17 protein-coding genes are annotated in these 25,992 nt (G+C 62.0%); 6 read left to right on the forward strand and 11 right to left on the reverse strand.

Going from position 1 to position 25,992, the window contains the following annotated elements:
* The first annotated feature begins 13 nt into the window (after positions 1-13).
* Both AU252_RS18290 and AU252_RS18295 read left to right on the forward strand, forming a co-directional pair.
* On the forward strand, positions 14-4,867 hold the full coding sequence (locus AU252_RS18290) for an NAD-glutamate dehydrogenase (RefSeq protein WP_058931942.1): 4,854 nt from the start codon (positions 14-16) through the stop codon (positions 4,865-4,867).
* Positions 4,868-4,895: 28 nt separating this feature from the next.
* Positions 4,896-6,365: a sensor histidine kinase gene (locus AU252_RS18295; protein WP_056343739.1), complete on the forward strand. Its 1,470-nt coding sequence runs from the start codon at positions 4,896-4,898 to the stop codon at positions 6,363-6,365.
* Between the two features lie 103 nt (positions 6,366-6,468).
* On the opposite strand, the gene AU252_RS18300 is transcribed toward AU252_RS18295, so the two are convergent.
* A complete protein-coding gene (locus AU252_RS18300; protein ID WP_003804966.1) occupies positions 6,469-6,717 on the reverse strand; it encodes a WhiB family transcriptional regulator in 249 nt (82 codons plus the stop codon).
* Between the two features lie 231 nt (positions 6,718-6,948).
* On the opposite strand from AU252_RS18300, the gene AU252_RS18305 reads away from it, so the two are divergent.
* Positions 6,949-7,386 (forward strand): hypothetical protein, encoded by a 438-nt coding sequence (locus tag AU252_RS18305; RefSeq protein WP_083510470.1) that lies wholly within the window; start codon positions 6,949-6,951, stop codon positions 7,384-7,386.
* 14 nt (positions 7,387-7,400) lie between these two features.
* Here AU252_RS18305 and AU252_RS18310 read toward each other — a convergent pair whose 3' ends face one another.
* Positions 7,401-11,414, reverse strand: coding sequence for an FtsK/SpoIIIE domain-containing protein (locus tag AU252_RS18310; RefSeq protein WP_240484223.1), 4,014 nt, complete (start codon positions 11,412-11,414; stop codon positions 7,401-7,403).
* Between the two features lie 245 nt (positions 11,415-11,659).
* On the opposite strand from AU252_RS18310, the gene glf reads away from it, so the two are divergent.
* Both glf and AU252_RS18320 read left to right on the forward strand, forming a co-directional pair.
* Positions 11,660-12,847 (forward strand): UDP-galactopyranose mutase, encoded by a 1,188-nt coding sequence (gene glf / locus AU252_RS18315; RefSeq protein ID WP_058931944.1) that lies wholly within the window; start codon positions 11,660-11,662, stop codon positions 12,845-12,847.
* A gap of 65 nt (positions 12,848-12,912) precedes the next feature.
* Positions 12,913-14,814 carry a glycosyltransferase gene (locus AU252_RS18320; RefSeq protein ID WP_083510605.1) on the forward strand — a complete coding sequence of 634 codons (1,902 nt, stop codon included), beginning with the start codon at positions 12,913-12,915 and terminating at the stop codon, positions 14,812-14,814.
* Between the two features lie 122 nt (positions 14,815-14,936).
* Here the strand turns inward: AU252_RS18320 and AU252_RS18325 are convergent, their stop codons facing one another.
* The 7 genes from AU252_RS18325 to AU252_RS18355 form a co-directional block, all read right to left on the reverse strand.
* Entirely contained in the window at positions 14,937-16,586 is a 1,650-nt protein-coding gene (locus AU252_RS18325) for a DUF2142 domain-containing protein (protein WP_083510471.1), read from the reverse strand.
* Positions 16,583-17,593: a substrate-binding domain-containing protein gene (locus AU252_RS18330; protein ID WP_083510472.1), complete on the reverse strand. Its 1,011-nt coding sequence runs from the start codon at positions 17,591-17,593 to the stop codon at positions 16,583-16,585. Before AU252_RS18330 ends, AU252_RS18325 begins: the two co-directional genes overlap by 4 nt.
* A 128-nt stretch (positions 17,594-17,721) precedes the next feature.
* On the reverse strand, positions 17,722-19,695 hold the full coding sequence (locus AU252_RS18335) for a DUF6541 family protein (RefSeq protein ID WP_058931948.1): 1,974 nt from the start codon (positions 19,693-19,695) through the stop codon (positions 17,722-17,724).
* Positions 19,692-20,924 (reverse strand): lipopolysaccharide biosynthesis protein, encoded by a 1,233-nt coding sequence (locus AU252_RS18340; RefSeq protein WP_058931949.1) that lies wholly within the window; start codon positions 20,922-20,924, stop codon positions 19,692-19,694. Before AU252_RS18340 ends, AU252_RS18335 begins: the two co-directional genes overlap by 4 nt.
* 33 nt (positions 20,925-20,957) lie before the next feature.
* The gene (locus tag AU252_RS18345) at positions 20,958-21,998 is read right to left on the reverse strand and encodes a hypothetical protein (RefSeq protein ID WP_058931950.1); all 1,041 of its coding nucleotides are present in this window, start codon (positions 21,996-21,998) and stop codon (positions 20,958-20,960) included.
* Positions 21,999-22,037: 39 nt separating this feature from the next.
* Positions 22,038-22,976: a glycosyltransferase gene (locus tag AU252_RS18350; protein WP_058931951.1), complete on the reverse strand. Its 939-nt coding sequence runs from the start codon at positions 22,974-22,976 to the stop codon at positions 22,038-22,040.
* Complete coding sequence (locus tag AU252_RS18355) at positions 22,973-23,731, reverse strand: glycosyltransferase (RefSeq protein WP_058931952.1); 759 nt, start codon at positions 23,729-23,731, stop codon at positions 22,973-22,975. The genes AU252_RS18350 and AU252_RS18355 overlap by 4 nt, the downstream gene beginning before the upstream one ends.
* A gap of 172 nt (positions 23,732-23,903) precedes the next feature.
* Here AU252_RS18355 and AU252_RS18360 point away from each other — a divergent pair, with 172 nt between their 5' ends.
* Positions 23,904-24,785 (forward strand): glycosyltransferase, encoded by an 882-nt coding sequence (locus tag AU252_RS18360; RefSeq protein ID WP_058931953.1) that lies wholly within the window; start codon positions 23,904-23,906, stop codon positions 24,783-24,785.
* A 74-nt stretch (positions 24,786-24,859) separates the two neighbouring features.
* Here AU252_RS18360 and AU252_RS18365 read toward each other — a convergent pair whose 3' ends face one another.
* Together AU252_RS18365 and AU252_RS18370 are read right to left on the reverse strand one after the other, a co-directional pair.
* Complete coding sequence (locus AU252_RS18365; RefSeq protein WP_058931954.1) at positions 24,860-25,249, reverse strand: DUF2304 domain-containing protein; 390 nt, start codon at positions 25,247-25,249, stop codon at positions 24,860-24,862.
* Between the two features lie 9 nt (positions 25,250-25,258).
* A complete protein-coding gene (locus tag AU252_RS18370) occupies positions 25,259-25,990 on the reverse strand; it encodes a glycosyltransferase family 2 protein (RefSeq protein WP_058931955.1) in 732 nt (243 codons plus the stop codon).
* Positions 25,991-25,992 lie beyond the last annotated feature (2 nt).

The raw sequence follows: 25,992 nt of genomic DNA on the forward strand, positions 1-25,992 counted from the left end.
GAGGCGTTTGTTGATGTCGTCTGGATCCAGCGTGGAGGATCAAGCCTTGGCCATTGGTGACCGGGAGGGATTCCTCGCGGACTACTACCAACATCTGGCCGAAGAGGATGCCCGGACCTATTCCCCGGAGGCGCTGGCCAGCCGGGCGGAAACCCACCGGGGTGTGGCCGCGAACCGGCAGCCGGGCCAGGCGCAGGTTTCCATCGTTAACGAGGCGGACAGCAGCGTCGTCTATGTTGTCACGGACGATATGCCTTTCCTTGTCGACTCGGTCAACGCCGAGCTTGTGCGCCAGAACGCCGCCATCGGGCTTGTGCTTCATCCGCTGTTCGTGGTGACCCGGAACCGGGAAACTGGGCAGCTGGTTAAAGTTGACCGCGTCCCCTCCCACATCGGTCTGTCCAGCGGTGATACGGCGGCGATGCCCATGCTGTCGCACCTCATCGCGCAGGGCGAAAACGCCTCCCACATGGAGTCGTGGATCGCCGTGGAAATCAACCGCGTCTCCGACGAGGCAAAGGCGTCGTTGCTGGACGGGCTGGACCGCATCCTGGGAGACGTGCGCGCCGCCGTCGAAGACTGGCCCAAGATGCGCAACAAGGCCCAACAGATTGCCGCGAGCCTGGACCAGGTGTCCCACCCGGCCCAGATTGCCGAACTGCGGCAGGCGCAGGATCTTCTGCGCTGGCTCGACGACGGCAACTTCACTTTCCTTGGATACCGTGAGTACGACCTCGTTACCGTCGACGGTGAAGATGTACTGGAACTGCGTGAAGACAGCGGCCTCGGACTGCTCCGGGCGAAGCCGGGTGCGCCGCATATGCAGCATCTCACCGACGCCGGCCGAAAAAAGGCCCGCGAAAAGCGGGCGCTGGTGATCACCAAGGCAAACTCACGGTCCACCGTCCACCGCCCCGCGTACCTTGACTACATTGGCGTTAAGAGTTTCGACGCGGCCGGCAACGTCAACGGCGAGCGCCGCTTCATCGGCCTGTTCGCAACCAGTGCCTACGCCGGATCCGTCCGGAACATCCCCGTTGTGCGCGAAAAAGTGGACGCCGTGCTGGGCAATGCCGGCTTCCCGCCGGACTCACACTCCGGCAAGGACCTTTTGGGGATCCTGGAGACGTACCCCCGCGACGAGCTGTTCCAGATCGAGACCGAGGACCTGGCGTCCACCGCAACCGGCATCCAGAGATTGCAGGAGCGGCGGCGGACCCGGCTGTTCCTCCGGCCGGACATCTACGGCCGTTTTATGTCCGCGGTGGTCTACCTTCCGCGTGACCGGTACACCACCAATGTCCGGCTCCGCATCGAGGAAGAATTACGGACCACGTTCAAGGCTGAGTCCATCGACTACGAAGCGCGGATGACCGAATCGGCCCTCGCCCGCCTGTTTTTCCGGATCCGCCTGCCCAAGGGCAGCGAGGTCAGCCAGTTCAACGCCGATGAGCTTGAAGCGCGGCTGGTCCGGGCAGCGCGTTCGTGGAGTGAGGGCATCGCTGAAGTCCTGCGGGAACGCGGCGCTGATGAGCAGGCGAAGGAGCTTGCCGCGATCTGGTCGGAGGCTTTTCCGGCCGGCTACCGGGTGGATTACGAGGTCGAAGACGCGCTGGAGGACATCGCCCGGTTCGAGAAATACGGGGCTGAAGCCGAGCGCACGGCCGGTGCCAGGCAGGAACGGCCGGGCGTCCATGTGTACTTGCCCAAGGGCGCCGGTGAAGTCCTGGAGGAGGATGCCCGCGTCAAGCTGTACATGCTGGAGCCCAAGAGCCTGAGCCAGATCCTGCCGTTCTTCCACAATCTGGGTCTCGAGGTGCTGGATGAGCGGCCCTTTGAGATCGAGACGGCTGACCAGCGGGACTTCTTCCTCTACGACCTCGGGCTGAAATACCCTGCCGGCATTGATCCGCTGGCCACGGGACAGCTGCTGGCGGACTCGTTCGGTGCCGCCGTATCCGGCGCCGTTGAGTCTGACAGTTTTGACCGGCTGGTGCTGCGTGAGGGGATGCAGTGGCGTCAGATCACGGTCCTGCGGGCCTATGCCCGGTACATGCGGCAGATGGGAAATACCAACTCGGTGGGCTTCATGGCGGACACGCTGCTCGCCAATCCCGATGTCACCAAGGCCCTGACGGCTCTTTTCGCGGCCCGGTTCGATCCCGCCCTGAGCGGGACTGAGCGCCTTGCGGCGCAGGAGAAAGTCCGCGGCGAGCTGTCAGCTGCCATTGAAGAGGTGGCAACGCTCGACGCCGACCGTGTGCTGCGGACTTTGGCGAACCTGATCGAGGCGACCCTCCGCACCAACTACTTCCAGTACAAGACGCACCTGAGCTTCAAGCTCGATCCTGCCCGGATTGAGGGCCTGCCTTTCCCGCGGCCGATGTTCGAAATCTGGGTCTACTCCCCGCGGGTTGAGGGCGTCCACCTTCGCTTCGGCAAGGTGGCCCGCGGCGGCCTGCGCTGGTCTGACCGGCGCGAGGATTTCCGGACGGAGATCCTTGGCCTGGTGAAGGCGCAGACCGTCAAGAACGCGGTCATCGTTCCCACCGGGGCCAAGGGCGGCTTCTTCGCCAAGCGGCTGCCCGATCCTGCCGCGGACCGTGCCGCCTGGATGGCGGAGGGTGTTGAAAGCTACAAGACGTTCATCCGGGGCCTGCTGGACCTCACTGACAACCTCGTCACCGGAGCTGAGGGCGAAACTGTAGTGCCGCCGTCGGACGTTGTCAGGCACGACGACGACGATTCCTACCTTGTGGTGGCGGCGGACAAGGGGACGGCCACGTTCTCGGATATTGCCAACGGGCTGGCCGCAGAATACGGGTTCTGGCTCGGTGACGCGTTCGCCTCCGGAGGTTCGGTGGGTTACGACCACAAGGCCATGGGCATCACGGCACGTGGCGCCTGGGAGTCGGTCAAACGTCACTTCAGCGAGCTCGACGTCGATACCCAGACCCAGCCGTTCAGCGTGGTGGGCGTGGGCGACATGTCAGGCGATGTGTTTGGCAACGGCATGCTCCTGTCCCGGCATATCCGGCTGCTGGCAGCGTTCGACCACCGGCACATCTTCCTTGACCCCGCACCTGAAACGGAATCGTCGTTCGTGGAACGCCGGAGGCTGTTCGAACTGCCGCGGTCCTCGTGGGACGACTACGACAAATCCCTCATCAGCGAAGGCGGCGGCGTGTACGCCCGCCAGGCCAAGTCCATTCCGGTCTCGCGGCAGGTCCGGGCGGCCCTGGGCCTGCCCGAGGCGACCACCGAACTCAGCCCGCCGGAGCTTCTCCGCGCTATCCTGCTCGCCCCCGCAGACCTGCTCTATAACGGCGGGATCGGAACGTACGTCAAGGCCAGCACCGAGTCCAACGCCTCCGTGGGTGACAAGGCCAACGACAGCATTCGCGTGGACGGCAAGGACCTGCGGGTCAAGGTGGTTGGCGAAGGCGGAAACCTGGGCATGACACAGCGCGGCCGCATCGAAGCTGCCCTGCAAGGGGTCATCCTGAACACCGACGCGATCGACAACTCGGCCGGCGTCGACTGCTCTGACCATGAAGTGAACATCAAGATCTTTGTAGACCGGATGGTGGCTGCGGACAAGCTGACCCCGGAGGAACGGGCCGGCTTCCTCGCCTCCATGACGGACGAGGTAGGGCGGCTGGTCCTCGAGGACAACGTGGACCAGAACATCCTGCTCCTGAACGACCGGATGCGGGTGGCCGAGTGGAGTCCCAGCTATGAGCGACTCATGGACTGGCTGGAAAAGTCGGCTGACCTGAAGCGTGACCTTGAAGCGCTGCCCAGCACCGAAACCCTGCGCGAGCGGCTGGGCCAGGGCCAGGGGCTGACGTCGCCGGAGCTGTCCGTGCTGGCGGCCTACGCGAAGATCGAGCTGGCCTCGGCGCTGCGTGACAGCGACCTCGCCGACGATCCGTGGTTCCGCGGGACGCTGCGGGCGTACTTCCCGCAGCAGCTGCGCGAACGGTTCGACGCCGAGCTGGACACCCATCCGCTGCGGCGCGAGATCATTGCCACGGTGGTGGCCAACGACATGATCAACCTGGGCGGCATCACGTTCGCCTTCCGGACCATGGAGGAAACCTCGGCCACGGAAGTGGCTGTGGCCAAGGCATTTGTGGCGCTCCGCGAGATTTTCGACCTCAACACCATGGTGGGGGAGCTGAACAGCCTGCCGGCGTCGTTCCCCACAGAGCACTGGAGCACCGTCCACCTGGACATCCGGCGTCTGCTGGACCGCGCTGTCCGGTGGCTGCTGGCGCAGGGCGGCACGTCCCGGCCCATCGCGGACACCGTGGCCGAGTTCAAGCCGCTCCTGGACCCGATGCGGGCCCGGCTCCTGGACTACCTGCGTGGTGATGACCGTGACCGCGTTGCGGACTGGCTGGAGACCGCGCGTGCGTGGGAACTCCCGGATGGGCTTGCCTTCCGGTGGGCGGAGCTCTTCGAGAGCTTTGTCCTGCTGGACATCGCCACGATCGTGCATGCCCGTAAGGAGCCGGTGGAGGAGATCGCGGCCGTTTACTACACAGTGTTCAACCGCTTCCACGCTGACTCGCTGCTGGAACGGATCAGCAGCCTGCCGCGCCAGGACAGGTGGCAGGCACTGGCCAGGGCCGCACTCCGGGATGACCTCTATTCCACCGTCTCGGACATGACGACGGCGGTACTCGAGTCGACGGCGTCCGGGGACTCCGCGGAGGACAGGCTGAAGGACTGGGAACGCCAGAATGCCGAGCAGCTGGGCAGGGCAAAGAGCATGTTTGACGAGGTCAACTCGCTCGAGGCCGACGACATGGCCTCACTGTCGGTAGCATTGAGGCTCTTGAGGTCAATCGTCCGACGCTAGGAATCCCGGCGTCGTAACTGGAGGTGCAGTGGCAATCTTTACGGACCCCATCAGGGAACACGCTGATTTCGGGCCGGGCGATGCCGAATGGCTGCACCTCCTGGTGGGCGACTGGCAGATGGTCGCTGACCTGGCGTTCGCCGACTTGGCGTTGTGGTTCCCGCACCCGGATCACGGCTATGTGGCGCTGGCGCACGTCAGGCCGTCCACCACGCACACCGTGTTCCACGGCGACTTTGTGGGCGAGCCCATCCGGCAGGACCTGCAGCCGCTCGTGGACAAGGCCTGGAGCAGCCGTGCCATCGAGCGGTCCAGTGAGACCAACTGGAGCACTGATATGGCGTTGCGGGTGGAGGCTGTGCCGATGGTCCGCAACGGCCGGACCCTGGCTGTGGTGACCACTCACATGGACCTGTCCAGTTCCCGGATGCCGTCCCGCCTGGAGCTGACGTACCGGCAGTGTGCCTACGATCTCCTCCGGATGGGAACGCTGGGGCTGTGGCCTGACTTTGCCTCGCCTACCGGTTCGCGCCGCGGCGCGCCTCGTGTGGGGGACGGCCTGATCAGGCTCGATGCCGAAGGAATTGTGCAGTACGCAAGCCCCAACGGGGTATCGGCCTTCCGGCGGCTGGGCGACGGCGAGTCGCTGGAGGGCCGTTCCCTGGCCGAGGTGACCGCCGGCCTGCTGAAGGACCGGCGGCTGGTGGACGAGACGCTGCCGCTGGTGGTGACCGGGCGGATGCCGTGGCGTAGTGAGATTGAATCCCGTGGTGTGAGCCTCTCGCTGCGGGCCATCCCGCTGCGGGACGAGCAGCAGCGCTTTGGTGCGCTGGTGCTGTGCCGGGACGTGTCGGAACTGCGGCGCCGGGAGATGGAACTCGTCACCAAAGACGCAACCATCCGCGAGATCCACCACCGCGTGAAAAACAACCTGCAGACGGTAGCAGCCCTGCTGCGTATGCAGTCCCGCCGGATGGTCAGCGACGAGGCCAAGCAGGGCCTGGAGCAGGCGATGCGGCGCGTGGCCACCATCGCGCTGGTCCACGAGACTCTTTCACAGGGATTGGCGCAGAGCGTTGACTTCGACGAGCTGATCGGCCGCCAGTTCAGGCTTTCCGCAGAGGTCGCCTCGCCATCGCAGCAGGTCAAGACCGAGCGGTCTGGACTGTTTGGGGAACTGCCCAGCGACTTCGCCACCCCGCTGGCACTGGTCATCAATGAACTGGTGACCAACGCCGTCGAGCACGGGCTCGAAGGACGGACCGGCACCGTGTGGCTCATCGCAGACCGTTCCGAAGAGGAAGACGGCGAGGAACTGCTGACCGTCACCATTGCCGACGACGGTGTGGGACTGCCGGATACGCCGCACGTCGAGGGGCTGGGGCTTCAGATTGTCCGCACGCTGGTCACCAGTGAGCTGGGCGGCACCATCGCGTGGCACCCGCGCGACGGCGGCGGAACGGCTGTCCAGATCCGCCTCAGCCTGGCGGCCAGGTAGCCCGGGGACCTTGCACGTGACTTAACAGCCGATGGCCGCAACCCGGAAGGGTTGCGGCCATCGTTGTGTGAGGCTGTCGGTGCTAGGGCTTTAAGGACCGAGCCTAGGAGGCTCGGCGGGCGCGTGCGGCGCGGCGCTTAAGGGCGCGGCGTTCGTCTTCGCTCATGCCGCCCCAGACGCCGGCGTCCTGGCCGGACTCAAGTGCCCACTGGAGGCACGTGTCAACGACGGGGCAGCGGCGGCAAACGCTTTTGGCTTCCTCAATCTGGAGGAGGGCAGGCCCTGTGTTTCCTACGGGGAAAAACAGTTCCGGGTCCTTGTCGAGGCACGCCGCGCGGTTACGCCAATCCATGCTGATCAGTTGCTCCAATTCTGGGAAAAGCTCTTTGTGAAATAATTCACTAGTAGCTACAAAGGAAAAGGGCCCTGAGGGGCCCCCTTGGTCATCTCAGTCAAGCCTGTCATGTTAACGCTGTGTAAACAAGGGGTAATACAGCTTGAAATCCCCGGATAGCTGAGCGATACATCACACGGGCATTGCCGGCCCCCGCCACTGTCCGACTATCTCCGGTAGGGTGCCAGTGTGTCAAGACCCCCCACGAACCCTGCAGATCCGTCGCCATCCACGCGCCCGCGCGGCATTGTGGCGATAGCTCTTGTTGTTGCCGCCGAGGCCTCCGCGCTATTGGTTGCCGCCGCCTGGTACGGCTACGAACTCCTGACCGGTGCACCGGTACTGTCTTTTTGGGGAGCCGTATTTACTTTGGTCCTCTTGCTCGCTTTCTCGGCCTGGCTCTATTCGGTGGGGCACTTCCTCTTCCGAGGGCGCCGGTGGACGAGGGCAGCGGCGCTGGTCGCCCAGCTGTTTGTCCTTACTATCGGCGTCCCGACCCTTACCGGCGGCGTCATTTGGGCGGGGATCGCCATGGTGGTGCCGGCGCTTGCGGCCATAGTGCTCCTGTTCGACAAACGCGTCATCAGCTACGCATCCCGGACAGCCGATTCGCCTCCGGCGTTCTAGGCACCACCGGCACTTTAGGCGGCCAATCCGTCCTTCGACTGATCCGGCGGTACCCAGCCCAGTTGGACGGCGGTGGCGCGGCCGTTCTGGATGAGAACGCTCCGTCCCGGTGGCGGGTTGGGTTCCGTCTCGAAGCGGACCCCTAAGAGGTCTCCGTCCATAAAGGTCCGGGGCGCGATCAGGATGCCGCAGCCCAAGTTGCGTGCCTGGAGCGCCAGTGGAACCCGCTGGGCGAGTATCGGACTGTATCCCACGGTCATAAGCACCGTGATTCCAAGCGTGTTGAGGTCGGCAAGGTCACGGGTGACGTCCTGCGGCAACAGGTCCGCATTGTCAACCAATGCCACCGAGTTCCGTTCCAGACCACCCGTGGTGGCTTGGCGCAGGATCCCGGACCAATAGGCACCCGGGTCGGTGTCCTGCTCCGGCATAAGCCACGGTCCTGCTTCAGGGTTGACCTTTGGCAGGAGCCGGAGAAAAGACGACTTGCCAGACGAGGTGCCGCCCAGCACGGCCAGCACTCCACCCGCAGGCGCCCGGACGGATATCAGGTCAAGTTCGTCGCCGCCCACGCCGATGCGGAGGACGCGCTGCCCCGGCGGGATCCTGCCTTCCAGTTCAGCCGGGATCTGAGGGGCCGCCCGGTTCAGGATCTGGGCCGCCGGAACCACGGCCGGCAGGGGCTCCACTCGGAATGGTCGACGCCGCAGGGAGGGCTCCGGCGCTTGGGCTACCCCCTGATCTGCGGCCTCAGCGCCGGCAGCCGTGTAGAACTGGCAGACTGTAGTTCTTCCACCCGACAGCGCGCCCACAGCGACGGCCCTTCCCACCGCGGGCGCTGTCGGAGGCAGTTTCGGCCAGGCAATCCGGCTGTCGTCGCTGGATCCGGTCGGGAAGTACACCCGGTTGGGAATGGCTGCGAAGAACCTGGAAGTGACCAGTTCCCGCTGACCCGAGATGATCACCGTGATACCGGCCCGGTTTCCATCCCGGACAAGGTCATGGAGAACGTCCTCGGCCCACGCCAACGGCCCGGCACGTAAGGCCGAGAGCCAGGATCCCCAGCCAGCGATCACGAGCACGAGCGGTATGTCGTCGTCAGCGGCGGGACGTCCCAGCCGGAGTGACTGCTCCCGTGCCAGACGCTCCAGGATGCGTACGGCTCGGCGAAGCTCGTGCAGTCCTGCCGTGGCGCCCACCCGGCAGTGGGAAGCCAACCCCACGAACGAAGTGTCCGGGTCCAGCACATACAAGTGGGATTCCCGGGCATGGGATGCCAAGCCGAGGACTGCCAGCCGGATGGCCTCGGGCACTCCTGATTCAGGTCCGCCAACAAGCGCCAGGTGTCCGTGGCCGGCAGGTTCCCAGATCAAGGGTGCGGTTCGCTGTTCGGCAGGCAGGTCCATCAGGCCGAGCGTCACGGACCAGCTGGTGGCACCGGCGTCGGCCTTGGTCCTGTCACTGGCGCCATCGTCGTCATCAGCGTCGCCTTCAACGGTCCCGGGGGTAGACGAGCCTGCAGGTTCGGGGAGGAGACAGGGGAGCGGTGCAGCAATCGGCTTCCGGATGGCCGGACGGTTCATGGTCTCCCACAACGCGGACATGGAAGCCATCAACGGGGCGGTTGCCTCGGCAGGCGTCGGTTCATGGCCGGCGGATCCGGAACCCCCCAGCACTGCAGGGGCATCGATGTACTCGGAGGCCAACCATACCGAAATTCCGGCGGGTTCGGATCGGATGGCTCCGGCTGTCAGGGATCCGGCCTGAAACTCCAGCGGAGCCTCCGTTCCGCGGGCCAGGTAAGCTCGGCCCGGAGTATCGACGCTGATCCCGGCCGCGGCTTTCGAATTTATGATGTCCACGGATTCCATCTCCGACTGGACGCGCAACGCGATGCTGGTGGTGACGTTGGCGCGGATGTCAGCCGTCAGCGCGCCCTGGGGCCGTTGTGTGGCCATGATCAGGTGGATGCCCAGGGAACGGCCGATGGCGGCGATCCTCATCAATTCAAGGAGTGATTCGGGGGCATCCTCCACCAGCATCCGGAATTCATCTATGACAATTACAAGATGGGGGAGCGGCGACGCGCGCCCCGCCGACGTTGCCCGGAATGACGTCAGGTCCAGTGCCTGAACTGCCGCAAGGCTCTGTTCCCGGAATTTGATCTCGGCGCGGAGGGACTGCAGGGCGCGTTCGAGCTCATGGCTGCTCAGGTCGGTGAGCATACCCACACAGTGCGGGAGCCCGGTCAGGGGTCCGAGTCCGGAGCCGCCCTTGAAATCCACAAAGAGGAAGTTGATGCGGTCCGGCGCGTAGCTGAGGGCGAGAGCAACAGTGATGCTGCGCAGGAGTTCGGATTTTCCTGAGCCAGTGGTCCCGGCGACCAGCAGGTGCGGTCCGTCGTTTTGGAGATCGAGTGTCCTGGCACCCTCAAGACCGCGCCCTATGGGAACGGCAAGCCCGGGCAAGCTGTTGTTTGCTGACCATCGCCTGGATGTTTCGGGCGTGGAGTGGGGGAGCAGCTCTGCGAGCCGGCAGGACATGGGGATGGACCGTCCCGCACCGACTGGCTGGTTTGCCTCCCGCGCCAGTCGACGGCAAAACCTGTCGAAGACGTCAACGGGCGCCAGATCAGGAGCGAATCGGATCCTTTCGTCATCGGCATTGAACACGGAAGAGCGTTCACCGAGTTCCACGTCAGCATTCGTCAGCGCGGACCCGCCTTCGAGGGCATGGATGACCTGCCACCGGTGTTCCAAGGCCGTTGCTGTGATCCTGGCCGAGGACTCCGTGCCGTCCATAAGAAGGAGCAGACCGTGTCCATGAGCAGGTCCGAAGCCTCTCTTAAGCAGGATCCCGAGAGTACTTGAGTTACTGGAAAGGGTGACGCCGTCCAGATACCGTGCGGCCAGGGGGAGCTGCTCCGCCTTGCCATGGATGACCACCCGGGTATTCCGGCCCAGCGGATAACCGGCAAGCTGCATCAGGAGTGAGCGCAACAGCCCGTCGACGGCGGCGCGTGGCCCGCGGATGGTGGTGAGGGGTCTGGCCGGACTCAGCGTTAGTGGCAGCATGCCGGCTGAAGGGACAGCGCGTCCCGGATCCGTGGGCTCGAACCGGAGGTTGGCTGGCTGAATTGCCTGGCCCAGCCGCAGCCAGATGGCCTCCTTGGATACCGGCCCGGCCCGGCCCCTACCTGTTGTATCCCCGATGGTCAGGTCCGATAGCGGCGGCGCGGCCCGCCGTCGTCGTTCCTGGTCCTGGGTGACCGCGGCTCTGACCGCGGCAGCGAGTTCGCGGCGTTGCCGGCGGCCGCCGATCACCGGCACCAGGATGGAGATCGCGGAGACGGCCGTGAAGGCCAGGAACATCCACATTCCGGTCAGGACGGCAAGCCCCACGCCAATTACCACCGGCAGCACAGCAGTCAGAAGCAGGGCCGCGCGGTTCGTGGGATCGTCGCGCCGGCTGATAACCATCGGCTCGTGGACATCCATCCCCGCGTCGGCCAGGCCGTCACCCGAACGCTCAAGGAACACCAACGACATGGTGGAGTTGCCGCAACGAATGGTGGAGCCCGTCGAAATCACGGCATTCCGCAGGCGCTCGCCATCCACATCGGTGCCGTTGGCGCTGTCCAGATCAACAATCGTGATGGCTGTCTCGGTGACCACCAGGTGTGCGTGGGCCCGCGAAACGTCGGCGTCTGGGATGAGAATGTCGGCATTGCTGCGGCCGATGGTGTACGTGCCGCGCCGCAGCGGCACAATTGTCCCCGCGCCGGCACCGCTGTGGACGGCCAATGCCAGTGACGCCGGAGGCTCGGAGGTGCGCTGCCGGGACCTGCGCTCCTTCAGATCCGCCCCGTCGACGAGCGTGGCTCCGTTGACAAGCGGAGGCTGTCCGAGCCTGAGGTCAGCGACGTGCTCGCCGGCGACAGACACAATCCCGGTCCCGAAGCTTGCCGTCAGCGCGGCCTGCAGTTCCGCACCGGCAGCCCCGTGCGGACCCACGATGGTCAGCTCCACGGGTGGTTCCTGGAGAGCTGCGCCCGGGCTCCGAACGAGCGTGCAGTGCAGCGGCATGATGTGAAGTCCTAACGGTCAGCTTGTCTCCAAGCTAGCCATCACGCGGGACGGTGTCGTGGGGCGAGGTGCCGTATGTGGATAAGGACTGAGCTGCCGGATTAGTAGGTCACGAGGGGGTCTCCGGTAGGCTGGTGCAGCAGACAATGCGCAACATTGCGCTGCCCGCATTCGAACCAGGAGATTTTGTGACCGCTGACCTCGTCATCGTAGGGTCTGGCTTTTTCGGCCTGACAATCGCAGAACAGGCCGCCACTGAGCTCGGCTTGAAGGTGGTCGTCCTCGACCGCCGCCACCACATCGGTGGGAACGCGTACAGCGAAAAGGAAGAACAGACCGGGATCGAGGTGCACCGCTACGGCGCTCACCTGTTCCACACCTCCAACGAGCGTGTTTGGGAGTACGTGAACCGGTTTACCACCTTCACGAACTACGTCCACAAGGTCTATGGCGTGCACAAGGGCGAGGTCTATTCCCTGCCCATCAACCTGGCCACTATCAACCAGTTCTTCCGCGCCAACCTGACACCTGGCCAGGCGCAGGCTCTGATCCAGGAACAGGCTGGCGAACTCGCCGGGACCGATCCGCAGAACCTGAACGACAAGGGCATCCAGCTCATCGGACGGCCGCTCTATGAGGCGTTCATCAAGCACTACACGGGCAAACAGTGGCAGACCGATCCCAAGGACCTGCCCGCGGGCATCATCTCCCGCCTCCCGGTGCGCTACAACTACGACAACCGGTACTTCAACGACAAGTATGAGGGCCTGCCGACTAACGGCTATACGGCCTGGATCGAAAAGATGGCGGAACACCCGAACATCGAAGTTCGGCTCAACACCGACTTCTTCGACGAGTCGCACGAATACAGCAAGGACAAGGTCGTCGGCAACATCCCTGTGATCTACACGGGTCCGGTGGACCGTTACTTCGACTTCGCAGAGGGCGACCTCTCGTGGCGCACGATCGATTTCGAAAAGGAAGTGCTCGACGTCGGCGATTTCCAGGGAACGTCGGTGGTCAACTACAACGACGCCGAGGTGGCCTACACGCGGATCATTGAGCCCCGCCACTTCCACCCCGAGCGCGACTACCAGACGGAAAAGACCGTCGTCATGCGCGAATTCTCGCGTGCCGCAGAAAAGGGCGACGAGCCCTACTACCCGATCAATACGCCCACAGACCGGGAACGCCTGCTGAAGTACCGTGACCTCGCTGCTGCGGAGAAGGACGTCCTCTTCGGCGGACGACTGGGCACCTACAAGTACCTCGACATGCACATGGCCATAGGCTCAGCCTTGACCATGTTCGACAACCAGATTCGGCCTCATTTCGAAGGCGGAGCGAAGCTTGAAAGCGGAGGCGTAGACGCGTGAGTGAAGCGCCGGGCTGGGCGACGCTCCAAAGGGTGATATTCCCCCCGGAGTCAGGCGTGGACACGATGTCGCTCTACGCCGACGCCGGCCCGGCAGCGGGTGTGCGCATTAATGAGAGCGATGAGTTCGCCCGCAACCCGAAGCGCACGGAAGATAAACTCCATCTCGTTGGCTCAAGCCCACGCGAGGTGCACTTTGACGACGTTATGTCCCGGCACTCGATCAGGGTGCGTTCGGGGGAGCAGCTCTCGTTGGGCACGTACTTTAACGCCTTCCCGGCAGGATATTGGCGGCGGTGGACCGAGGTCCGTGAGGTGCGGCTCGTCGTAGAGACCCGCGGCCACGGGACCATCTCCGTCTACAAGTCCAATGCCCGGGGGACCATTCAGCGTGTTGACGGATCGAGGGTCGAAGGGGAATCTTCTACCGAGTTCCTGCTGTCGCTGAAGCCATTCGGGGATGGCGGCTGGTATTGGTTTGACCTGGCCTCAAGCCAGGAGGATCTGGTGCTGGACCGTGCGCGCTGGGAGGGCCCGCAAACCGCGGGACCGGCCCAAAGCGTGACAATTCAGGTTACGACGATGAACAAGCCGGACTTTTGCCTTGCAAATGCCCGGATCCTCGCGGATCATCCTGAAGCTCTGGACCTGGCGCATGAAGTACTGATCGTCGACCAGGGAACGAACAAGGTCGCTGATCAACCGGGATTCGAAGAATTGGCCAGTCGGCTCGGCGAGAAGCTGCGCATCATTGAGCAGGCCAACCTGGGCGGCTCCGGCGGATTCGCACGCGGAATGTACGAGGCCGTAGAGAACGGCAGCGACTACGTCCTGTTGCTGGACGATGATGTCGTCCTTGAGCCGGAGAGCATCGCACGGCTGATGTCATTTGCAGCACACTGCAAGACGCCAACGATTGTTGGCGGGCACATGTTCGACCTCTACAGCCGAAGCACGTTGTATTCGATGGGCGAAATTATTGACGCTCGCAGCATTTCGCCTGATCAGCCGCACCAGGAAATGCAGATGCGACACGATTTCAGTGTCTCTAACCTTCGTCAGACACCTTGGATGCACCGCCGTTTCGATGTTGACTACAACGGGTGGTGGATGTGCCTGGTCCCGACATCGGTCATCAAGAAGATTGGGCTGCCGCTTCCGCTGTTTCTCAAATGGGACGATTCAGAATATGGCCTCCGCGCCAGGGCGGCAGGCATTCGAACGGTGTCCCTGCCGGGGGCTGCGCTGTGGCATATTTCGTGGATTGACAAGGATGATCTGGTCGGTTGGCAAGCGTATTTCCATAGTCGTAACCGGTTGATCACGGCGCTCTTGCACAGCCCGCACGCCAAGGGTGGCGCGGTTATCCGTGAGTCACTCCAGTCTGACATCAAGCATCTGGTCTCCATGCAGTACTTCACCGAAGAAAGCCGTCTCAAGGCGATGGCGGACTTGTTCGAGGGGCCGGGGCATCTCCATCCGTCACTGGCTACAAAATTGCCCGAGATCATGCGGATGCGGTCCGAATACTCGGATGCTCAGATGCGTGAGGATCTTGACGACTTCCCGGCACCCTCACTGGGCGGGGGACCCTCCACCATGTCCCACGTGGGAATGCCCGCTAAGAAAGACATGGTCAAATGGGGCCTCACGACCGTGGCGCGCCAGCTGGTCAGCAGGCCATCTGAGGAGGCCATGACCAGGCCACAAAGCCATCTTGCCCATGTGGACAATCGCTGGTTCCGTCTGGCTCACTACGATTCTGTGGTGGTGTCCAACGCCGAGGGCACCGCAGCCTCCTGGTACAAACGCGACCCACGGAAAATGCGAACTATGCTCGCCCGGGCAGGGAACCAACACGCACGCCTGTTCACATCGTGGGAGTCATTGGCAGAGGCGTACCGAACAGCGCTGCCGGAGCTTGTTTCTATGGAAGCCTGGCGAAAGACGTTCGGCCTGGACCGCTGAGGTCGCGCGAGTCTCAACGAACGGGGGTCGCCCTCACTGGTGTGAGGGCGACTCCCGTTTTCTATGGCAAAAATTAATCCGGCTGCTGCGGGCCTAACACCCGGTTCGGAAGAGCCGAGGCCTCATGGAAGCAGAGACGACGATGCGGGAACCTTGTCCCGGGCTTTGTCATTTGCCACTTTGCGGTCACGGAGGACTATTCTGGCCAGCTGGAACCCGCGGAGCTTGACCGTCACGAGCGTTTGCCCCGGATACAGATAACGGAACAAAACCTCCATGCCCACCATGGCGGCACCAAGGTAGAGCACAGTCAAGAAGAACCAGCCGAGCGGTGGCTGCCAGTCCGGGGACGAGAACAGGGTCTGCCAGTTTGCCAGCTCACTGATTCCCACAACATAGCGCCGAAGGACATACACGAATGCCAACGTGTGGCATGCACCTACAAGCCAGAAAATGATCCTCGCTGCTTTGACGGCCATGCCTTTGTTTGCGAAACGCAGCCGCCTTAGCCCAAGCCCGACCGTGATGAACAGGACGACCACCAAGGGGAGAGTGTATCGGCCCTGCCAGATGAACCCCATGGAGCGCCACAAGACAGTTTGAAGAAGCGCCGGCACAACATACAGCATGGCCAGGGACACCCAGTATCCCGTCCAGCTCCGCAGCGGCCGGATGCAGAAAGGGGCAACGAGCGCCGCCATCATCAGGGCGCTCCACACGAGCATCACGAGTTCCGGGACGGGCGTATCCAGCCAGCCCATGACCCCGATGTACTGGGGGAAGAAGTCGTACGTCCGGTCCAACATGATCAAGAATCCCCGGTAGAGCGGGGCATCAGGGTGCGGACTGGCGATGCCGTCGGGAGCCACGCCCACATTTGCCGGGCCATTGGAGGCGATCCAGGTCCAGAGGAGGCCCAAAAGCGTTCCCGGTACGGTAAGCCCGACGGCAATGAGGACACGCTTGTCTGCGAATACCTGGAGGGTGCGACGGAGTTTGAACGAGCAGACTCCAGCCACGAGTGCGCATAGGAGCCACACCAGGGAGATCTGGCGCGCATTGGCCAAAACCACAGTGGACGCGGCAACTGTCGCCAGAGCTGGAATAACGAGCTTGGTATTCCGCCAGTTGTCCAGCACCACTACAAACCCGGAGAAAGCAGCCATGGTGGCGGCAATCTCCATTGAATTCGGGTTGATGCCGCCACCAAGGAACAGGACCATGGGCGTCATGGCGATCGCAGCCAACAGCACGGCAAACTGGGGCCGTCGCAGCTCTGTCAGGGCCGTGAATCCCGCAGCAAAGAAAACGGCGCAGAACAGGGCGCTGATCAGCCTCATTGCGTAGATTGCTGGCGCGCCGGACATAATCAGGGTGGGAAGCCCCACCAGCCAGTAGTACATGGGGTTGTAGGACGCGGCCGAGGTAACGCCGATGTTCGTGTAGGTGTCGTCTGCGTAGACCAGCGGAGCGCAATCTGCCGCCTGCCCGCGATTGAATTTGTAGCACCCCTGACCATGGAGGTTGGCGATATAGTCTGGAACCTTGACGTGGACACCGTGGCCGAAGGAAGTTCCTTCCTCAACCAGAACCTGGCCACGCACAACTGCGGCAGCCTTAATAGTGTGCGCCGGCTCATCAGGGAAGCCCATCAGAGGCGTCGCAGCGGACCACAAGCCTAAGAGCACGGCGAACAATCCGGTCAGAACGGCGAACGTCCGCAGTGGTCTTGGAATTGATCGGCCCTTTGTGGGCCGACTGCTGATGCTCATCGCGCGTCTCCGATTGTGCGTACGAGCGCCAGGCCCTCACTGATGGCCTTCTTGCTCGGTGACATAACAAAGGAATAAGAATTGGCGTCCTTTTGAGCCTTCTCGCCGAGAAGCGCCTCGCCAAAGGACCGGGTGAGGCGGTTGAGGGGTTCCTCGACGTACTGCTGGCAGACATTGACGTAGATCACGGTCGCCAATCCATAGCCTGCGCGGTCGTCCAGGGCTTGGACAACAGAGCGCGGCGTCGTCGTTACCTGGCCTGCGGCGACTGCATTCACCACTGACGCTGCGTCCATCTTCCGTGCCTGCCCGTCAAACACCAGTTGAGTGGCGACGAAGCGGTTACCGATGATGCCTCCATCAAGTACCGCCAGGCCGCCGTCAGTGTCGTCCAGCTTGTTTGCGAGGTCTCGTGGCTGCGAACCGGTGAGTCCCTTCACATCCTTTGGCCAGCGGTCCGGCTGGAGAGGATTCCAAGACACTCCGGGTGAGTTAGCCAGATAGGTGTTGACAGCGCGAGTTGTTTCCGAGGGGCCCTCTTCGGCCATTACTTTGATCTCGACGTCTGGCAGGGGCTGTTCAGCGTTCAATGCAGCGATCTTCGGATCGTTCCAGCGTTCTACGTCTCCCCGCAGAATCGCTGCCAGCGTTGGGGCATCCAGCACAAGGTCGTTGATTCCGTCGACTTTGATGGCGACTCCGACCGGCAGGACACCGGCTGCGATGGAAAGTGCACCCGCCGAAGTGCAAAGTCCGGAAATCGCCGCTTTTTCGGCGTCGGACAGAGAGCTTCCGCTCGCCGTAAAATGGGCCTGGCCATCACTGAAGGCCTTCAATCCAGCGCCGGCACCATCGGGGGAGTAGCTGACAGACGCGCCTTTGACCTGGCTGCTCCACGAGACACTCCAGGCGCTGACGGCACCTTGCGCAGATTGGCCACCGATGCCGGTGAGGGCGCCTTGAACCATGCCTTCAGGAGAATGCGAGCACGCTGACAGGGAGAGCATCCCTGTCAAGGTGGCCGCAACGCAGAGCCTGACACTTCGCCTAGAAACAGAAATCACCACTCCAGCCTAGTGGCACAGTGCCGCAACGGCTGACACGTGGCACGCAGCCGTAGCGCGTCCTACTCCAATTATCCGCACGAGGTAATCCGGTAAAGCTTGGCATCGGGTCCTTCCGAATCCAACAATTCGAAGCCGGCGGTATTGCCAATGTCGGTAACACCGGGGAAATCATTGGATCCGGCCAGATCAAGCATGTAAGCGCTACCGAAGTCCAATACGAACTCCACCTTCGTGTGACGGAGGGCATCGCACACTTCAGTATCAGCGGGCTCAAACTTCAGCCGTTTGTCGATGAGCTCACGAATTGGGTCGATGCCGGCGAAAAGGTGTGGCGTCAACACTCGACGCCCGGCATAGGCGTAAGCTAGCGAACTCCCGTTCCACGGGTTGTCAGCAATGACGGAGTCAGGCGGAACGTGATCAGCAACACGCGCGAGCAGAGCGCGCTCGTCCTGGGTCAGCATTTCCGATTGCGCGTCGAACCGATAAACCGTCGAGGCCCCGGAAACATAGTGCGATGTAGGGCCCACGAAAGTGGCGAGAACCGTCACCACCAGGACGACTGATGCCGCTGCCACGAATTGACCTCGTCCACGGACGATGGCAAGGCGTTGTTCAAGTGCGGAAGTGGTCCGGGTGGCCGCCCGGGACCTGCGCCATAGATCCCAAAGGTGAAGCCCGCCCACCACCGCAATTGGGGTGGTGAACAAGGGCAGCAGGGCCGCCAACCGATAAGTGTCTTGGTACCACGTGCCGACGATGGCGTCGCGAATGAAGCCTGTGGGGGCCGCTGCGGCGACTATGTACAGTGCAGCAACGGCACCATAGCAAGCGGCAAGCAAAAGGTGTTTGCGGTAGCGGACCACAACATATAGGCCGCTGACGGAAAGAACAGACACGACGACGGCGGGAATCGCCAGCTGCATCGGGCTTACGGTCAGGATTTCCCCTATGGCCGCGCCGGGCTTCACTGTTGGTCCCCAATTGTCGTAGTGTGCCGGCCGAAGTTTCAGCCAGGAAACGGCTGCCAGGCCGAGCACGAAGACCGTGGTCAGCGCGAACAGGCCCTGCCGGAGGTTCGGCGTCCGCCAAGGGGCCAGGCGCCGTGCCCGTTGCCACCACAGGAAGAGCAGGACGGGGGTGGAGATGGCAAGAAGGGTATTGATGGAACTCGTGTGGGCAAATGCAAGTCCTCCTATGGCGAGGGCGAGTGAGGCGGCTCCGGCGCCCCGGCTTCCACTGTGGCTCCGGCCCACACCGCATAGAGCGAACACTGCCGTCATTGCGGCAGGCAACATGCTGACCGCCAACGCGTATGGAAACAGAGGGCCCCAGACAATCATCAGGTAGGGGAACGCCACCTGGGCGCTGGCGACGATTGACACCAGGATTAGTGCTGCCGGGCGCCGGGAAATGACAGACCCGACGAGAAACAGGCACGACGCGGGCCAAATGACTGCAGCGGTAACCAGGTTCAGGGCATTCTGTGCAGTCGGGATGTCAATGCCTGTTAACTGCACAAGAAGGGCTGCGATGGAATGCCAGGCCGCGGGGTATACAGCATCCAGACCAGAAACTCCCTGGAGCGACGCCAGCGTCAACGACGAAGCGTTCCCGGTATCAAGGATGAAACGGACCGCGTTGAGGTGGAACACGTTGTCGAATACCTGGGCCGGGTTGACCGGGGAACCAACCAACTGCGTGAACCGCCACGTAACACAGGCCACTGCGATGATCACGGCAAGGTAGGGCAGCAACCCCCGCCATGAAGCCTTTGCCACCGGCCACTCGACTCCGCGTGTCATGAGGAGGGCTAATCCGGCCAGCACTGCGCAAATGGCGAGGTACGGAACGATGTTCCAAGGCACGCCCAGGACGTCCGCAATCGTTCCGGCGAGGCCGGCGGCTGCCGTCGAGTGCAGCGGCGCCATGCCAATCACAGGACCCAGCCTGAATTTCAGGCACGCGGCTATGGCCGCACCGGGCACATACATCAACAGCACAGCCAGTAGGACAACCGGCAGGAAGCCGAGCCACGTCATGAAGCCGCCTGCTTCGACGCGGTGTTTGTGTCGGGGTCCTTGAGTAGGCGCAGGACGACCAGCATCTGGATAGCGGTGACAACGATTTCACCAAGGGCGAGTCCGAGGGCGCCGCCTGGGCCGCCCATCAAGTCGGCCAGAACGATCATGGCAGGGACGCCCACGACGGCACCGGCAATAGTGCTGGTCAGTACCGTCCGCATGCGTTTTGCAGGGACCAGCCAGTGCGCACCAGTCGAACTGGTTACACAGACCAAGAGAAATGACAGCCCGAACCAGAAGCAGGTCCAGAAATCTGCGGCCAGCGCCTCACTGAAAAGCAGCGCCGTTGCCCAAGGACCGGCAACAGCGAGCAACAGCCAGCCCACCAGTCCAAGTCCGGACAGGGCAACCAGCGAGTATTTCCGGCGGCGGGCATGGTCGCCTGCAAAGTCACTGACCCAGCCCTGCAGGCTGTTTCCAAGCGCTGCCGTGGCCAGCAGCCCGATTCGGTATAGCTTTTCTGCCGAGACAAACGCTGCCAACCCGCCGGAGGCAGCCATGAACTGGACGATGATGATAGGCGTTGAAGCATAGGATCCAGCCGCCAGAGTGATGCCTGCGCCGGCACGAAGAGCCCAAATCTCGCGGATAATCCGGCCGAAGGAAAGGTCCTGGAAATCGCCTTTGTGTGCATGATGCGCATTGAAGAGCAACGTCCCGGCAAGACCCAACACCAACAAAGCTGCTGGGTAGATGATTGTCTGTCCGGTGGTCAAGAGAATGGGGATTACACCCAAAGTTGCGACCATTCGGGGTACGACGTCGTACTTGGCGATCCTGCCGGGGTGGCCGGTCGCGATGCAGTACCAGGCGGGCGTTAGGCCGGAAGCCGCCTGGGCGCAGGCCATGAGGAAGGCCAGCCAGAAGTTGGCAGGGTCCCCGGCGAGGCCCAAGGCAACAAACATGAGGGGGATAGTACCGAGGAACATCAGTGAACGTGTTGCAAAACTCACGGCGTAATGACGGCGCCGGACAGTCTCATCCGCAGAGGATGCGACGGCTGCTGGCCCGGTGAGGGACCATCCAAGACCGACGACGATCGCGGCGATGGCCCCGATGGCTTGGCCGAGCGCAAGTGAAGTCCATACCGGCGCCCCGCCGACCCTTGCAACTATCGGAAGCAGGATGAAGGATGCCAGCGAAGATAGGAGCGGTAATCCCGCAAACGCGGCAATCCTCTTGATCATGCTGGGAAAACTCCGGGGTGGGCGCGCTGCATACTACATGTAGTCATATGCGTCCTTGCCGAGTCGGTTATCGATGAAAATGTCGGTCACTTCCTTCCGGAAGCGCTCCCGTTCGGCCTTTATCGCAGAACGGTAGGCATCCTGCTTGCGGATCTCCTCCGAGAGGTTGTCCATCAGCCGGGGAAGCGCGGCGGCAGTAGCCGAAACTTCGTTGTCGTCCGGCATGATTTTGTGCTCCCACGGAATCGGGACGTCAGCGAAGTATGCTCCCGAGCCGCGTCGCGCGACAACTGCTAAAGCTCCAGACAGTGCGGCTTCGCGGGGCATTCTGTCTTTCCCGGGGTGATGCCCGAGATCCAGATAGACACCGCATGTCTGCAGGGTGCTGACGACTTCTGAGCGCGTCATGCCCTGAATCGGCAACCATTCAATTCCAGGATCGCAAACCTTCCTGACGGCGTCGATGATGTGGGCGCCCTTAGCCGGGTTATAGGTCACCAGCCGCGGGTTGCGTTTTGCTTCATTTGCTGGGCCGAATTCATCGTGGGGAGTGAAATCAGAAAGCAGTGAAGGGACGGTGTTCAGCCGGCTGGCAATAAATGACCACGCATATGAGGACTGCACTAGATGCACGATGTCACGCCGCTGCCGCATCTGAAAGGGGGTGTCCCCGTGCTTCAGCATGCGCAGGAACGGCACCCATGTTTCGCGGATCTTTGTCGGCAGGCCGCCGGTGGTCCGCTGCCAGAGGCGTTCGCCCATGAAAGTCAGCGCATTGTCTATGCTCAGCCACCAAATCATTTTCTTGGCGTGTTTGTACGCGAACACGTCTTCGATGAACGTCTCGGGCACCACTACGATGTTGCCCGCAGTGTCTTCGATCGTGTCGGCTTCCGGCGCGTCATAGATGGAGTACTGGGCGACGCGGGGTGTAGCTGCGGTGGTGTAGTGGGGCACGAGATAGGCATCCTGCCCCAACTCCCGGAGTGTTGACACCAGCTGATGCAGTGCTTCGGGGCCTCCGGTGCGCAAACCGCGGTGGTAGAGGACAAATATCTTGCGTGCGTTGCTCACGGTATTCTCTCGATCTTCGATAGCTGATCTGGCGCGGTTTTAGCGCAAACGGGCGGCAAGGGCGTCATCGATCTTACCCATGCGGCCGGTCCAGGCATCTTTTGCTCCCGCCATGGCCGCGATGAGGTGCTTTCGCCTGTTGGGACCGTATACGAAGCGGACGATATGGCTTTGGACCTCCATGTACAAGCGACGAAGCACCCATGCCGGCTGTTTTCCGGCGAACCTGCGGGCCATGACCAAGGAATTCCGGGTGATGTAGTAAACACGGAACGGAGGGTGGTAATAAACGTTCAGCTTCTTCTGCCCTACGCGGACCCGCCAGCCAAAGATTTTCATGGGCCTGGCATTACCTAGGCTGTGCTCGAGGTCGCAGCCGCGACCGGAGAGCGAACGGAAGCCGTGGTCGCGAAGCCGGGCGTTGAATTCAGTGTCTACGCAATCGATAAAGAAGTCTTCATCGAAGTAGCCCACGGCATCGAAGACTTCAGAACGGATCATGCTGCCGCTCGTCATGGGGTCGAAGACTTCCGGCTCACGCGTGCCTCCCAGCGTAGGAAGCGGTGCGTGATTGTGGGACTCGGCGCAGACCATGCCCAGAGTGTCAGGGTGATCAGAAGCATGGGCGGTCGCCAAGGCGGCGGTGATGTAATCCCCGGAGAAGCGGGAATCCTGGTCCATCGTGACGATCCACTCGGGATTCCAGCGTTTGCGTGCTTCCTGGATCCCGGTGTTGAGGGCCTTCGCGATACCGGAGTTTGTGTTCAGGCGGACGACGACTGCCCCTAGTTGCTCGAAAGCGGACATCGTGTCGGTGACGTCACGAGGGGAGCCGTCGTCGACGATGACAACCCTGCTCACAAAGCGGAATAGCCACTTGATATTCTCGACGTTTTCCGGACCGGGATTGAACGCGGAGACAACAGCGCAGACCTCCGAGTTTTGCCGGACCTTGTCCGACGATTCGCTGCCCGTCATGCTGCCCTTGCTGCCAGGCGTGCGCGCCGGACCGCTTCGAGGACATTTCGAACAAAAGCCACACGCGCGCGGACGATTTTCGACGCCGAGCGGATTCCCCGCGGCGTGAGATTCTCACCGTGCAGGCGGTGACGAATAGTGTCTGCTTCGAGGTAGGTGATGGAACGGTTAACGTTGCCGACCATGGCGATCCATTGGTCATGTGACTCCGCCATGTGCTGCGGGAAAGGCAGGATCTGGTTGAGAATCTTGTTGCGGACAGCCATTGCGCACCCCCAGTGCAGGCGGTATCCGACGACGATTCCGATGAGGTTGCGCACGGAATGTTCGGAGTGCTCAGCCCGGAGGCGGATTTCGTGGAATGTTCCAAGTGGGCCGTCGAAGTGCTCGCAGTTGCTCGCGACCATGTCTTTGCCATCCATGGCAGAGATCATGGCCTCAACGCGGCCTGGGATCCAAACGTCGTCCTGATCGGAGAGGAACACGAACTCCCCGCGGGCTTCGCCTAGCGCCCTTTCGAAGGTACGGACATACCCCGCATTGACGGCCGCCTGGATGATTCGGATGCGGTCATCCTGGATGCCACGCACGATGTCCGCGGTGTGGTCGGTCGATTTGTCGTCCACCACAATCAGTTCGTCGTGGGTATCCAACTCCGAGATGATGGACTTGATCTGTTCTTCGATGTGGGTGGCGCCGTTGTAGGCGGCCAGGCATACGCTCACACGTGGAGTCACGCCGGGGGTGGGGTCCATCAGGATTGCTTTCTGTTTAGGCCCCCGTTATGCGCCGGCGGGGCGGGGCCGGTCCTTCAGCAGTCTAGCAAGGCAGACGAATCGAACTGGAACGCGGGGGCGGTCAACTATAATCGAGGGGACTCAGCCGCCGAGTGCTTCGGGCGGAAACTACGGAAGGAACCTCAGGTCCATGACCGTTGACGTAATGTTGCCATACTACGGCGATGTCGATCAGATGAAACTCGCCGCGCGCAGCGTGATGAATCAGGAGAACCAGGACTGGCGCCTCGTCGTCATTGATGACGGGTATCCGGATCCGGAACCCGAGCGGTGGTTCTCGACCATCACTGACTCGCGCGTGACGTACTTGAAGAATGAGCAGAACCTTGGCGCGAATGGCAACTACCGCAAGGCGCTGACCATGGTCGAGGCCGATTATGTCGTGATCATGGGCGCCGACGATATCATGCTGCCGAACTATCTCGATATTGTGGTTGGTGCATTCTCGGCTTATCCGAACGCCGATGTCGTACAGCCCGGGGTCCAGGTCATTGACGAGAAGGGCATCGCCTGCAATCCTCTCGTGGACGCAGTCAAGAAGCTGTACGCCCCGAAGACAAGCGAACCTATGGAGCTTAAGGGGGAGGCCATGGCCACGAGCCTTGTCCGTGCCGACTGGGCATACTTCCCGTCGCTTGCTTGGCGTTCGGAAACAATGACCCGCATTGGTTTCACTGAAGGCTTGGATGTTGTACAGGATTTGGCTCTGCTGCTGGACATCGCCGCAGAAGGCGGCTCAATGATCATTGATCCGACCCTGTCGTTCCTTTACCGTCGCCACTCGGCCTCAGATTCGTCCGTCCGTGCGATGGACGGTCGACGTTTTGACGAGGAGCGCAATTTCTTTGAACTGCAAGCCAAGCGCTTCAAGGACTTGGGCTGGAACAAGGCCTCCCTGGCGGCCGCGTTCCACACAACGTCACGGCTGAACGCTGGCTCTCTCGTGCTGAAGGCCATTGCTCGTGGAAGGTTTGATTCCCTGCCGCGACTCGCTAAGCACATCGTCAGCTGACCATCGAATAATGAATGAGGCGGCCATCCCGATTGGGTATGGCCGCCTCATTCTTTAGTGCACGTTTTGGAACTTCACTTAGTGGCCGCTCCGTTGGTGCCCTCGGAGGAAGTTGAAGCATCAAGCTGCCGCCGGAGCTCCGTCATGTCCTGTCTTAAGATTGCGACCTCCTCGGCGAGTATGCGGACCTCGTCCTCGGCCTGGGACTGCTCCTGGGAGAGGTGGAGACAGACGCCGACCAAAAGAACCAGCGTCATGATAAAGAGAAGATTCGCGGGAACCTGGATCCCCACTAGCCTGCTGGCGAGCTCAAGCAGCCCTGGGAAGGCGGACAGCAAAAGAGTCCCGAGTCCGATGATGATCCACAGAACTGCGTATTTTTCACGCAACTTTTGCCGCCGAAGCATCTCAAAAACGAAAAAGAGGATCGCCACGACGACGATGGATCCCATGAGTAGCGACATATCAGGTTCCTAGTTGGACGATGGTTCGGATTTTTTGCGTGTCAAGGCGAAGATCAACGCCAGTCCGGAGCGACCGAGGTAGATCGCAGCCTTGAGCGGATCGTGGCTCGGGGCACCCGCCTGCCTTTCACGCATCGAAACGCCAACTTGATGGACAGTGCATCCCGAGCGGATCGCGACGACCAGGGAGTCAATGGTGTCGCCGAGGTATTCGGCCGGGTAGTGGTCAACGTATTGACGGATTGCCTTAGTGTTCCCGGCACGAAAACCCGACGTGACATCGGTCAAACGAGTTCCGGCAATTCGTGAAATAGTCCATGCCAGCACGTTCATGGCCCACTTTCGGGGACCCTTGACAACGTACTCACCTTTGTCAGCGAAACGGGCACCGATTGCGATATCAGCGTGGGCCAAACCATCTAGGACCGCTTGTATGTCTCGGGGATCGTGTTGACCGTCAGCATCAACCTGGATAACCCGCTCGTAGCCGTGCTTTTTGGCGTACTTGAACCCTGTCCGCATTGCGCCGCCCACTCCCATGTTGAAAGGAAGTTGAATGACGGTGGCCCCGGCTTCGCGGGCCACCATTGCCGTGCTGTCCCGGGAGCCATCATCAACGACGAGGATGTCGCAGGGCGGCCCGAAGGTGAAAACCTCCTGGACGGTGTTACCAATGGCTTCGGATTCGTTCCAGGCGGGCATGATCACCAGAGTGTCATGTCTGCGTATTTGCGCAACCATTG

The sequence above is a fragment of the Pseudarthrobacter sulfonivorans genome, assembly GCF_001484605.1.
Taxonomy (GTDB): domain Bacteria; phylum Actinomycetota; class Actinomycetes; order Actinomycetales; family Micrococcaceae; genus Arthrobacter; species Arthrobacter sulfonivorans_A.